Annotated in this window: 11 protein-coding genes; 2 read left to right on the top strand and 9 right to left on the bottom strand. The window is 67.3% G+C overall.

Going from position 1 to position 12,317, the window contains the following annotated elements; genetic code table 11:
* Window positions 1–224: 224 nt before the first annotated feature.
* Genes HDC95_RS16435 through rsmA form a run of 3 tightly spaced genes read right to left on the bottom strand, consistent with a single transcriptional unit; the run spans window position 225 to window position 3,092 of the window.
* On the bottom strand, window positions 225–1,160 hold the full coding sequence (locus HDC95_RS16435) for a 4-(cytidine 5'-diphospho)-2-C-methyl-D-erythritol kinase (protein ID WP_259064747.1): 936 nt from the start codon (window positions 1,158–1,160) through the stop codon (window positions 225–227).
* A gap of 7 nt (window positions 1,161–1,167) precedes the next feature.
* A complete protein-coding gene (gene mgrA / locus HDC95_RS16430; protein ID WP_259064745.1) occupies window positions 1,168–2,235 on the bottom strand; it encodes an L-glyceraldehyde 3-phosphate reductase in 1,068 nt (355 codons plus the stop codon).
* Window positions 2,232–3,092, bottom strand: a complete 861-nt coding sequence (gene rsmA, locus HDC95_RS16425) for a 16S rRNA (adenine(1518)-N(6)/adenine(1519)-N(6))-dimethyltransferase RsmA (RefSeq protein ID WP_259064744.1) — start codon at window positions 3,090–3,092, stop codon at window positions 2,232–2,234. Before rsmA ends, mgrA begins: the two co-directional genes overlap by 4 nt.
* Before the next feature lie 71 nt (window positions 3,093–3,163).
* Between rsmA and HDC95_RS16420 the strand changes: the two genes are divergently transcribed.
* Window positions 3,164–4,402: an MFS transporter gene (locus HDC95_RS16420; RefSeq protein WP_396652727.1), complete on the top strand. Its 1,239-nt coding sequence runs from the start codon at window positions 3,164–3,166 to the stop codon at window positions 4,400–4,402.
* Here HDC95_RS16420 and HDC95_RS16415 read toward each other — a convergent pair.
* The 5 genes from HDC95_RS16415 to rsmI all read right to left on the bottom strand — a co-directional run bounded on the left by HDC95_RS16415 (window position 4,381) and on the right by rsmI (window position 10,082).
* Window positions 4,381–5,268: a TatD family hydrolase gene (locus HDC95_RS16415; RefSeq protein WP_259064742.1), complete on the bottom strand. Its 888-nt coding sequence runs from the start codon at window positions 5,266–5,268 to the stop codon at window positions 4,381–4,383. The genes HDC95_RS16420 and HDC95_RS16415 overlap by 22 nt on opposite strands.
* Complete coding sequence (metG, locus tag HDC95_RS16410; protein ID WP_259064741.1) at window positions 5,265–6,842, bottom strand: methionine--tRNA ligase; 1,578 nt, start codon at window positions 6,840–6,842, stop codon at window positions 5,265–5,267. The genes HDC95_RS16415 and metG overlap by 4 nt, the downstream gene beginning before the upstream one ends.
* A gap of 66 nt (window positions 6,843–6,908) precedes the next feature.
* Window positions 6,909–7,520: a class I SAM-dependent methyltransferase gene (locus tag HDC95_RS16405; protein WP_259064740.1), complete on the bottom strand. Its 612-nt coding sequence runs from the start codon at window positions 7,518–7,520 to the stop codon at window positions 6,909–6,911.
* A gap of 16 nt (window positions 7,521–7,536) precedes the next feature.
* Window positions 7,537–9,072 carry a molybdopterin-dependent oxidoreductase gene (locus tag HDC95_RS16400; RefSeq protein ID WP_259064739.1) on the bottom strand — a complete coding sequence of 512 codons (1,536 nt, stop codon included), beginning with the start codon at window positions 9,070–9,072 and terminating at the stop codon, window positions 7,537–7,539.
* Between the two features lie 188 nt (window positions 9,073–9,260).
* On the bottom strand, window positions 9,261–10,082 hold the full coding sequence (gene rsmI, locus HDC95_RS16395) for a 16S rRNA (cytidine(1402)-2'-O)-methyltransferase (protein WP_259064738.1): 822 nt from the start codon (window positions 10,080–10,082) through the stop codon (window positions 9,261–9,263).
* A gap of 40 nt (window positions 10,083–10,122) precedes the next feature.
* Here rsmI and HDC95_RS16390 point away from each other — a divergent pair, with 40 nt between their 5' ends.
* Window positions 10,123–11,673 carry a dolichyl-phosphate-mannose--protein mannosyltransferase gene (locus HDC95_RS16390; RefSeq protein WP_259064737.1) on the top strand — a complete coding sequence of 517 codons (1,551 nt, stop codon included), beginning with the start codon at window positions 10,123–10,125 and terminating at the stop codon, window positions 11,671–11,673.
* A gap of 121 nt (window positions 11,674–11,794) precedes the next feature.
* Here HDC95_RS16390 and HDC95_RS16385 read toward each other — a convergent pair.
* On the bottom strand, window positions 11,795–12,317 hold a 523-nt coding region (locus HDC95_RS16385; RefSeq protein WP_259064736.1), incomplete at its 5' end, for a hypothetical protein.

Raw genomic sequence — 12,317 nt, 5'->3', positions numbered from 1 at the left:
GAGCGCGCAGGCGATGCAGCACAGACATGTGAATCTGCCTGTGCTGGCCGAGCTGGCCGACGTCACGGTCCCGGCGCTCCCCGCTCCCGCCCGCTGGTGGCGAAGCAGGGGGTGCATATCCTGCACCACTTCGTGGGCGACGACGGCAACGGCAAGGCGCGCTATATGCACACAGGCCGCGCCGATCGCCGTGTCTCGGTGTGAATCGATTTCGACGAGCGAACTCAGGCGGAGATGATCCGCGCACCGGAGACGGGTCCGTGCACATGCAACGCTGTACGGCCAGCCGCCTCGAGTTCGGCCTGCACGTATTGCGCACTCTCCGGCGTCTCGCACAGAAACGCGACAGTGGGACCTGAGCCGGACACGATTCCGCTCAGCGCCCCGGCGTGCAGCCCTTCGGTGATGATGTCATCGAGCGCGGGACGCTCCAGCAGCGCAGGCACCTCGAGATCGTTGAACATGCACGCGGCGAGCGAGTGAGGGTCGCCGGCGCGCAGCGCCTGCAGCACCGGGATCGGCACGTCCAGCGAGAGCGGCGGGTCATCTGCGAGGGCGCCGTTCTCCGCGCGATGCGTGTCGAGGCGCGCATAGATCTCCGGCGTCGACAGCCCTTCCTCGCTGGGCACGAGCACCCAGTCGAAGCGGCCGCGCGCGAGTGCCGGGTTCAGCTGGTCTCCGCGCCCCGTACCGACCGCGGTACCCCCGTGCAGGGCGAACGGCACATCGGCGCCGAGGCGGGCGGCGAGCTCATGCAACCGGTGCGGCGAAACACCGGTGCCCCAGAGCGCATCGCATGCGACGAGAGCGGCTGCGGCATCCGCTGAGCCTCCGCCCATCCCGCCCGCGACCGGAACGCTCTTGCGCAACTCGAGGTGAACCCCGCCGGTGTATCCGGTCGCCGAAGCGAGCATCTTGGCCGCACGCATCGCGAGGTTGCGGTCGTCGACGGGTACGGTGTCCGGATCCGCGACGCCGACGACGCTCACGCTGAAGTCGTCGGCATCGCGGGCGATGACATCCTCATAGAGCGACACCGCCTGGAACACCGTGGCGAGCGCGTGGTAACCGTCCTCATGACGCCCGCCGACACCCAGGTAGACGTTGATCTTCCCCGGGGCGCGCACGTGCACCGCTTCCGGGAATGCGGCGAGGCTCATTCGGATCTCACAGAGCGGACGATGTGGCCCAGAGGTTCACGTCGATGCCGTCGGAGAGGGCGTCGATGCGAGCGAGTTCCTCGTCGGTGAGCGCAGGTCCCTCGAGCGCCGCGATGTTCTCGTCGAGCTGCTCCGGCCGTGACGCGCCGATCAGCGCCGAGGTGACCACCGGGTCGCGCAGCGTCCACAGCAGTGCCAGCTGCGCCAGCGACTGCCCGCGCTCCTTGGCGATCTCGTTGAGACTGCGGAGAATTCCGAGTCCGTCGGCGGAAAGCGGCCGGTCTGAGATCGATCCGCGCTTCTGCGCCCGCTCTGCCGTGCCGTCGCCGAGATACTTGTCCGTCAGCAGGCCCTGCGCGAGCGGTGTGAACGCGATCGCGCCCATGCCCTCGGTGCGCAGCGTGTCGGTGAGACCGCCCTCGATCCAGCGGTTGAGGATCGAGTAGGAGGGCTGATGGATCACGAGCGGCGTGCCGAGCTCGCGGGCGACTTCTGCAGCCTTCGCCGTGCGCTCAGCGCTGTACGACGAGATGCCGACGTAGAGCGCCTTGCCCTGCCGCACGAGCGTGTCCAGAGCGCCGATGGTCTCCTCGACCGGCGTCACGGGGTCGGCGCGGTGCGAGTAGAAGATGTCGACGTAGTCGAGCCCCATCGAGGTGAGCGAGTTCTCGGCGCTCGCGATGAGGTACTTGCGGCTGCCGAAGTTGCCGTAGGGACCGGGCCACATGTCGTAGCCGGCCTTGGACGAGATGAGCAGCTCGTCGCGGTACGGACGGAAGTCCTCGGCGAAGATGCGGCCGAAGTTCTTCTCGGCCGATCCGTAAGGCGGGCCGTAGTTGTTGGCCAGGTCGAAGTGCGTGATGCCGCTGTCGAACGCGTGGCGCAGCAGCGTGCGCTGGTTGTCCAGCGGGATGTTGTCGCCGAAGTTCCACCACAGTCCGAGCGAGATCGGCGGAAGGTACAGGCCGGATGTGCCGACCTGGCGGTACTCGAAGTTCTTGTACCTGTCCTCCTTCGCCGCGTACGGGCGGTGGAGCTCGGAAACATCGGTGGGGAAGCGCGGCGTCTCAGTCACGATTCCAGGTTAGCGTCCAGCGCCTCGGCGATTCTCACGAAGTCGTCGATGGTCAGCTGCTCACCGCGTGCGGTCGGCGCGACGCCTGCTTTCTCGAGCACTGCGGATGCCTCGGCGGCCGTGCCGCCGAGAACGACGGAGAGCGCCTGGCGCAGCATCTTGCGACGCTGCTGGAAGGCCGCATCGACGATGCGGAAGGTGGCCCTGCGCAGCTCTTCACTGCCGCGCGGCTCTGCGTCGCGGGCGAAGGCGACGAGCACGCTGTCGATGTTCGGCACCGGCCAGAACACCTGCCTGGACACGTTGCCGGCCAGTCGCCACGGGCCGTACCAGGCCGCCTTGACGCTGGGGGCGCCGTAGACCTTGCTCCCCGGCGGCGCGGCGAGGCGTTCGCCGACCTCGGCCTGCACCATCACGACACCCCGCTGCAGGTTCGGGAACGTCTCCATGAAGTGCAGCAGCACCGGAACGGAGACGTTGTACGGCAGGTTCGCGACCAGCACTGTCGGGTCGCCGGGAAGCTCTGTGACCCGTAGCGCGTCCGAGTCGACCACGGTGAGGGCGTCTTCCGCAACGCCGTGATCCGCAGCCGTCTGCGGCAGCCGTGCGGCGAGGCGGTGGTCGATCTCGACCGCCGTGACGGATGCTCCGGTCTCGAGGATCGCGAGCGTGAGAGACCCCAACCCCGGGCCGACCTCGACGACCCGCTCCCCCGCGCGCACCTTGCCGACGTTCACGATCTTGCGCACCGTGTTGGCGTCGACGACGAAGTTCTGGCCGAGCTTCTTGGTGGGGGTCACGTCGAGCTCGGCGGCAAGACGGCGGATCTCGGTGGCGCCGAGCAGCGTGACGGTCATCCTGCCATTGTCCCCCATGCCGGTAATGTGTTCGGGTGCCCTCGCTCGGAGAACTCATCGCACCTCGCCGCATGGGCCGTGATTTCCGCTGGCTGCTGGCGTCTTCATGGACGAGCAACGTCGGCGACGGCATCGCGCTGGCCGCCGCTCCCCTGCTGATCGCGTCGATGACCTCGTCGCCGATCCTGGTGGCGGCAGGCGCGGTGCTGCAGTATCTGCCCTGGCTGATCTTCGGACTGCACGCCGGCGCCATCGCGGATCGTTTCGACCGGCGAAGGCTGGTGATGTTCGCCAACGCCGCGCGAGCGCTCGTCCTGGCCGGGCTCTGCGTCTTCCTGTTCACCGACACGGCGAACATCTGGATCGTGCTCGCCGCGGCGTTCCTCTACGGCACAGCCGAAGTGTTCGTCGACACCACCAGCAGCACCCTGCTGCCGATGCTCGTGAAGCCCGCGGATCTCGGCACGGGCAACGCCCGGCTGCAGGCGGGGTATCTGGTGGCGAATCAGTTCGCGGGCCCTCCGATCGGCGCGTTCCTGTTCGCCGCTGGCCACGCCCTGCCGTTCCTCGTCGAGGTCGTGTGCGTGCTTCTGGCGGTCGTGCTGATCTCACGGATGGCGCTGACGCCGGTGCCGCCGCGCGCCGTCTCGTTCGAGAAGCCCTCGCCCGTTCACACCGACATCGCCGAGGGCGTGCGCTGGATGTGGCGCAACCCTCCGGTGCGGATGCTGGTGCTGATCATCCTCACCTTCAACATCACCTGGGCCGCACCATGGGGCGTGCTCGTGCTCTACGCGACGGAGCATCTGCACATGGGCGCCGTCGGCTACGGGGCCCTCACGACAGCATCCGCCGCCGGCGGCATCCTCGCCACCTTGACGTTCGGGTGGATGGAGCGGCACGTGTCGTTCGCCACCCTCATGCGCGTGGCGCTGTCGCTCGAGGTGCTCATGCACCTCGCATTCGCCCTCACGAGCATCGGCTGGGTGGCGCTGGTGATCATGTTCGTGTTCGGCAGCTACGCGTTCGTGTGGGGCACGATCTCCACGACCGTGCGGCAGCGGCTCGTGCCGCACGAGCTGCAGGGCCGGGTCGCGTCGGTGAACATGGTTGGTGTGTTCGGCGGCATGGTGATCGGTCAGGCGCTCGGCGGCGTCATCGCGCAGGTGTGGGGTCTGACGGCGCCCTGGTGGTTCGCATTCGCCGGGGCAGCCATCACCCTGGTGCTGGTCTGGAAGCCGATCTCGCACATCGTGAACGCCAAGCCGGTCGTCGACGAGAATGACGGTCAGTCGCTGAAGCTGCCGTAGACGGTCACGGTGTTGCGCGCGATCTGGGTGGCGAGCTCATCGACCTCGAGGCCGAGTTCTGCGGCCATGAACCGCAGGGTGAGCGGGATCAGGTACGGCGCGTTAGGGCGGCCGCGCAGCGGCACAGGTGTGAGGAACGGCGCATCGGTCTCGACGAGGATGCGATCGAGCGGGGTGACCTGCAGCGCCTCGCGGAGGTTCTGCGCGTTCTTGAAGGTCACGTTGCCGGCGAAGGACAGGTAGTACCCGGCATCCGCGCAGATCCTGGCCATCGCGTCGTCGCCAGAGAAGCAGTGGAACACCGTCGTCTCGGGAGCACCGACGCGGGCAAGAGTCTCCAGCACGGCGTCATGAGCGTCGCGATCGTGGATCTGCATCGCGATCGCGTGCTTCTTCGCGAGCGCGATGTGCGCCTCGAACGACTCGAACTGCGGCCCGCGGCGGTCCTCCTCGGTGCGGAAGAAGTCCAGCCCTGTCTCGCCGATCGCGCGCGTGCGCGGGTGAGCGGCGAGCTCATCGATCACGTCGATCGCGTGGTCGAGCTGCCCGGCCTCAGCGTAGGCGGGCGCATCGTTCGGGTGGATCGCGACGGCCGCGAGCACACGAGGATCGGATGCCGCGGCATCCACCGCCCACCGCGAGGACTCGATGTCACCCGAGGCCTGCACGACGCCGGCGACGCCGACAGCCTCGGCCCTGTCGAGCTGTTCCTTCAGCGAAAGCGGCTCGACACCATCCGTGATCTCCAGGTGGGCGTGATTGTCGTACACGGGAGCCGTCAGCGGTTCGGGGGCAGCCGGGTAACGGAGGTCCTTACGGCCCTCCGCTGCCCGCTCCCGAACGTACTGACTGGGGTTTTCGGTCAAGCCTGCGACTCCACACGAGGAAAGAGCGGCGCGAGGGCGGCGACCTGTGTGCCTGGCTGCAGGGCACCCCAGGCTCCGGATTCGCGGATCGGCTGCGCCTGCAGGGCTCCGAGGCTCTCGGCAGCGCCGAGCGAAGACCACAGCTTCTCCGTCGACTGCGGCATGACCGGCGACAGCAACACGGAGAGCGCACGCAGACCCTCGGCGCATGTGTAGAGCACGGTGCCGAGGCGTGCGCGCTTGTCCTCGTCACGGGCGAGAGCCCACGGCTCGTTCTCGGTGATGTAGCCGTTCAGTGCGTCGACGATCGTCCAGATCGACGAGATCGCCTCGTCGATGCGAAACTGCTCGATCCAGCGGTCGGCGGATGCCGCGGCATCCGCCACGATCTTCTGGATCGCGAGATCCTGCTCGGCGTACTCGGCGGCTTCGGGCACGACACCGTCGAAGTACTTCTCGATCATCGCGACCGTGCGCGAGGCGAGGTTGCCGAAGCCGTTCGCGAGCTCGGCCTGATAACGCGCGGACAGGTCTTCCCAGCTGAACGAGCCGTCCTGTCCGAACGCGATCGCGGAGAGGAAGTAGTACCGGTACGCGTCGGAGCCGAAGACGTCGGTGATCTCGCTCGGCGCGATGCCGGTGAGCTTCGACTTCGACATCTTCTCGCCGCCTACGAGCAGCCAGCCGTGCGCGAAGACGCCTTTGGGGACGTCGAGTCCGGCAGCCATCAGGAGTGCGGGCCAGATGACGGCGTGGAAGCGCAGGATGTCCTTGCCGACCACGTGGTACGCGGGCCAGCGACGCTCGAAGAGCTCTTCGTCTGCGCCGTACCCGACCGCTGTCGCGTAGTTCAGCAGCGCGTCGACCCACACGTAGATGACGTGCGACTCGTCCCACGGCAGCGGGATGCCCCAGTCGAACGTGGAGCGCGAGATCGACAGATCCTTCAGGCCTTGGCTGACGAACGAGACGACCTCGTTGCGCGCGGAGTGCGGGCGCACGAAGTCGGGCTCGGTCTTGTAGAGCTCGAGCAGACGGTCCTGGAACTCGCTGAGCTTGAAGAAGTAGTTCTTCTCCTGCAGCAGCTCGAGGGGCTTGGAATGGATCGCGCAGACCTTCAGGCCCTCGAACGGTCCGGTGCCGTCGACGATCTCCGACTCGGGCTTGAACTCCTCACAGCCCACGCAGTAGAGCGCCTCGTACTCGCCCGCGTAGATGTAACCCGCGTCGTACAGACGCTGGAAGAACACCTGCACGTTCTTCTCGTGGCGTTCCTGCGTGGTGCGGATGAAGTCATCGTTGGCGACGTCGAGCGTCTCCAGAAGCGGGAACCAGCTCTCCGTGACGAGCTTGTCGACCCATTCCTGCGGGGTGACGTTGTTCGCCGCAGCGGCGCGGAGCATCTTCTGCCCGTGCTCGTCAGTGCCGGTCAGCATCCAGGTGTCATCACCCGACTGACGGTGCCAGCGCGCGAGCGTGTCCGTCGCCACCGAGGTGTACCCGTGGCCGATGTGCGGCACATCGGAGGGGTAGTAGATGGGCGTGGTGATGTAAAAGGATTCGCCTGAGGGCATGACGGCAATTCTAGTTGGGATGACCGGGGTGGTTACGCGGTGCGGCGGATGCTGTCGATACCGGGTTCAGGTGCGGATCGCCGTCACTGCGCCGTGGGTGCGCCTGCTCGCCTCGCCGGGTTCGCGCGTGCGACGGTCAGTGGTGCTGATAGTGAAACCTGTGCCGGTGAGGAGTTCGGAGAGGGCGTCGGCAGACCAGAAGTAGGCAGGGGTGACGGCGTGGGGAAACTGCTCGCGGGGAGGGCCATCGAAATAGCCGATCAGCAGTGAGCCGCCGGGCTCAAGGACGCGCGCGAGCTCGACGAGAATCGCGGGGATGTCGGCGGGCGGGGTGTGGATCAGGGAGTACCAGGCGAGGATGCCGCCGAAAGACGCATCGGCGAACGGGAGTGCGCGCAGTGAGGCGTGCTCGAACTTGAGATGCGGCAAGCGGGCGCGAGCGGCGGCCAGGAACTCGGATGCGATATCGACGCCTACGATGTCGCGGTGCCCGTCGTGGAGGAACTCGGTCCAGAGCCCTGGGCCGCATCCGGCATCCAGCATCCGCCCCGACGACTGATCGCGCCACGCCCCGATGAGGTTCCGATCGGCGGCATCCATCTGCGCGATCGAGCCGGCGACCTCGATGTACTCCGTGGCGCGGGCGTCATAGGCGGCGGCGATCACATCATCGATCATGATGACGAGCCTAGGGTCAGCTCACCGTCACGCTGATCCGATGCCAGCCCTGTGCGCCGTCCGGAGCCGGCGGCGCCTGCGTCGATGTCTGCGTCTCGCCATTCCGGCTGAGAGCACGGCATTCGATCTCATGCACGCCGGTCTCGGCTGTCCAGGGCAGGCTCCACTGCACCCACGTGTCGTCGGAGATCACGGTGGCGAGTTCCGCCCGCCGCCAAGGCCCTCCGTCTATGCGCACCTCGACGCCATCGACGCCGATGTGCGGCTGCCAGGCCATGCCGGCGATCACTGAGGATCCGGACTCAACCGATCGCCCGTCCCTTGGCACATCGATCCGCGCTTGCAGCTTGATCGGGCCGCGCTCCGACCACCCGCGCGTCGTCCAGTAGGCACTCGCCCTGTCGAAACGGGTGACTTCGAGTTCGGTCACCCATTTCGTGGCCGACACATATCCGAAGAGTCCGGGGGCCACCAGTCGCACGGGGAATCCGTGCGCGAGCGGGAGCGGCTCGCCGTTCATCCCGACGGCGAGCAGCGAGTCGCGTTCATCGGTGAGGGCTTCCAGCGGCGTCGATGCGGTGAATCCATCGATCGAGGTCGAGAGCACCATGTCGGCATCCGCAGACACACCGGCCCGTGCGAGCAGCTCGCGCACCGGATAGCCCAGCCACCGGGCGTTGCCGATGAGGTCGCCCCCGACCGTATTCGACACGCAGGCGAGGGTGATGTCGCTCTCCTGGAGGGGCAGCGCTAAGAGCTCGTCCCACGTGAGGACGACCTCGTGATCGACCATGCCGTGCACCCGCAGGCTCCAATCCGCAGGATCCACCTGCGGCACCACGAGGGCGGTGTCGATGCGGTAGAAGTCGCTGTTCGGTGTGACCACCGGAGCCAACCCTTCGATTGCGAGTTCGGCCGTCGCCGGCACAGCCGGTGCAGCGGTCGCGGGCGCGGGCAGCCGCACCGTGGCGCGGGCGGCCTCGACGGTGCGCACCGTCGCGCGCGCGAGGTTGCTGAGGACGAGCGCTGCCACGCCGAGCGCCGCCGTCGCACCTGTCCACGCCAGGAACTGCCGGCGACCCGGACCGTCCGCCGGATCCTCTGCCGCGGGGATCGTCCGTTTCATGAGCACGCGCAGCACGACCGCTCCGGCCACGCCCGCCACGATCGACGGCAGCCAAGCCAGTAGATCCCCGTCGGACCGCACCGTCGCCACCACTGCCCCGATGACGCCGAGCGCGACGAAGATCAACGCTCCCAGGGGGCGTCGCTGCAGCTCGAGCAGACCCGCCGCCGCAGCGATGAGAGCGGCGACCACCGCCATGCCCGTCAGGAGAGCGGCCTTGTCGGCGATGCCGAACAGCGCGATCGCGACATCCTTCGCCCAGCTCGGCGCGATGTCGATGAGTCCGCCGCCGATCACCGCGAACGGGCTCGCGGACGGCGCGATCACCGCCGCGACGAGCTCACCGAGTCCGGCGGCGAGGAGCACGGCTGCGATGCCAGCGGCAGCGGCACGCCAACGGGTTCGCGAACTGGTTTCTCGCGTCATTCCGTGAGCCTACGCGCGGATGCGCGCTGATAGGTCGACATCCTCGTCGCTCGGCCTCGTCGCGCGGCCCCGTCGCGCGGTGGGGTGCGTGCACCTCGCTCGGAGAAGCGCGCCTTCTTCGGAGCGCTTCGGTGGAATCTCACCGAGCCAAGCGCAGTTCACCGAAGAACGTACGCGGCTCGTGTCCATCAAGGCTTCCGGGCCGCGAGCGCCTGCTGGTAGAGGTCGCGCGAGCTCAGGCCGGTCGCCGCGGCGACTTCAGCACAGGCTTCCTTCAGACGCATCCCGCCCCCGACGAGCGCCTCCACCTGGGCAGCGGCATCCTCGACGGATACACTTGCCGGCGCTGCTCCCTCGACGACCACGACGATCTCGCCCTTGACGCCCTTCTCGGCCCACTCCACGAGCTCGGATGCCGTGCCGCGGCGCACCTCTTCGAAGAACTTCGTCAGCTCACGGCAGACGGCGATGCGACGGTCGGCACCGAACGCCGCGCCCATGTCGGCGAGTGTCGAGGCGAGGCGAGCGGGCGATTCGAAGAAGACCATGGTGCGCTTCTCGCTCGCCACTGCGCGGAGGGCTGTCCGCCGCTCCCCCGGCTTGCGCGGCAGGAATCCCTCGAACGTGAAGCGGTCGGTCGGCAGTCCCGAGATCGCGAGTGCCATGAGTACGGCACTCGGTCCGGGGATCGCCGTCACGGTGACGCCCTGCGCGACAGCCTCGACGACCAGACCGTAGCCGGGATCGCTGACCGCCGGCATCCCCGCGTCGCTGACGACCACGATGTCCTGCTCGGCGGCGAGTGCGGCCAGCTCCGCGGCCATGTGCTTCTCATTGTGGTCGTGCAGCGCGATGAGCCGGGGTCGATTCTCGATCTGCAGCGCGCGAAGCAGGTGGGCCGTGGTGCGGGTGTCTTCCGCCGCAACGATCTCAGCGTTCTCGAGTACTTCGATGAGGCGACGGGACGCATCGCCGAGGTTTCCGATCGGAGTCGCGGCGAGGATGATCACACGATCAGCTTAGGCGCGCACTGCCGCTTAGGCTTATGCCGTGACCACGCCCGTGCCTCTGCTCCCCCCTCCTGAGGAGCGCCTGACGCGCTGGGGGCGGCTGCGCGATCGGCTGTTGCTCGATCCCGACTGGCATCGTGTCATCCGCTGGCTGTCGCCGCTCGTCATCACGGCGCTCGCTGCGGTGCTGCGGCTGACGAACCTGTCGCACCCGAACGTGCTCGCCTTCGACGAGACCTACTACGTCAAGGACGCCTGGTCGCTGTGGACGCTGGGCTACGAAGGAACGTGGGGCGATGGCGCGAATGAAGCCTTCCTCACCGGGGACACGAGTGCACTGACCGGCGCCGGGAGTTTCGTCGTGCATCCGCCGCTGGGCAAGTGGATCATCGCGCTCGGTATGGGCATGTTCGGCGCGGGGAACAGCGCAGCCTGGCGCTTGATGGTCGCTCTGATCGGCGCTGTCACAGTTCTGCTCGTGTACTTCGTCGCCAAGGAGCTGACGCGATCGGTCATCGCGGCGACGGTCGCAGGGCTGCTGCTGGCGATCGACGGGCTCAGCATCGTGATGAGCCGGACAGCGTTGCTCGACGGCATCCTGACGTTCTTCATCCTGTTGGGAGTCTTGTTCATCCTGTACGACCGCAGGCGCAGCATCCCGCTGGTGGAGCATGCCGATGCGGATGCTCCCGACCCGCTCTGGGGGCGTGTGATCTGGCGCCGACCATGGGTGATCGCGGCGGGCGTCGCGCTCGGTGCTGCGTGCGCTGTCAAGTGGTCCGGGCTCTACGCGCTCGCCGGACTGGGACTGTATCTCGTCGTCACGGATGCTCTGGCGCGTCGCCGCGCCGACGTGCTGTTGTGGCCGACGGATGCCGCGTTCCGCCAGGGGCCCGTCTCATTCGTGCTGCTGGTGCCTGCAGCGCTGCTGACCTATCTCGTCAGCTGGACCGGGTGGTTGGTGACAGCCGGCGGATACGATCGTCAGGCCGCCGGGAATCCGCTCGCCGCGCTGTGGACGTATCACGAGTCGATCTACGGGTTCCACGTCGGACTCAGCAGCGGGCATCCGTACGCGAGCCCCGCATGGCAGTGGCCGCTCCTCATCCGCCCGACCGCAGTCTGGGTGGGAGATGACCAGAGCTGCGGCACCGATCACTGCATCTCGGTGGTGTCGTCGGTGCCGAATCCTCTGATCTGGTACGCCGGCGTCGCCGCCGCGATCTTCCTGCTCTACCGGTTCGTGCGCGGGCTGGTGAAGCGACGGCCGATGCCGTGGACGTATGCGATCCCGCTCGTCGGCGTCGGGGTCACCTACGTGCCGTGGCTGATGTATCCCGAGCGCACGATCTTCCAGTTCTACACGGTGGTGATGATGCCGTTCCTCGTGCTGGCACTCGTGCTGGCGCTGAGGGAGATCGCAGGACGCCGCGACGAACCGCTGCATCGACGGCAGTCCGGAGAACGCACGGTCATCGTCTTCCTCGCGGTCACGGTGCTCGTCTCGGTGTTCTTCTATCCGGTGTGGATCGGCATGAACGTGCCGTATGACTTCTGGCTCATCCATAACTGGATGCCGACCTGGGTGTGATCTGATCCGATTGATGTCGGTGGCCCAAACCACCATCGCCCCATGCAGAGGCAGCGACCGCACATCGAAGAGATCTTGACCGCTTTCCTGAGCTCGCAGCTCAGGACAAGACAGGCCTGCGTCATCGACGAATCATCACGGCGACGCGCAGCTGCGTCAGTGCTTGGAGGCTGACGGCCACCTCATCCTGACCCACGGCGATCGCTCCGTGCTCGACCTTGAGCGGGAGATCATTCCTGATGGTGCCTTCGTGCGAACAATGCATGCCGGCGATCTGCTTTTCGCGCTCGCCCTCTTCGTGTCCAGCGCGCGAACTACCCAGCACCGCCGATCCAGAGATAACATCCTTCGCATGGGCGCCCCGACCGGATTCGCATATGAGACGCGCGGCGAGGATGTCGTGATCACCCACCACGGCAGACGCGCAACCGTACTGCGCGGGGCGCGCGCCGCTGACTTTCTCGCCGAGGCGGATCAGAGCGATCCGCAGTTGCTCATGGCGCGCGTGACGGGGAACTATCGTCATGGCAATGAGCGGATGGCTCGGCGGCACCCGCGCAATCGGTAGCCGCTCACCCGGGTGTCTCATCCGGGTGTGGGTTGTCGTTGGTGTGGGCTTCGGGTGCGGTGCCAACTCTGGCGGG

The organism is Microbacterium sp. AK031 (assembly GCF_024807145.1).
Taxonomy (GTDB): domain Bacteria; phylum Actinomycetota; class Actinomycetes; order Actinomycetales; family Microbacteriaceae; genus Microbacterium.
Note: the sequence above shows the minus strand (reverse complement) of the source record. Positions and strands in the feature narration are given on the sequence as shown.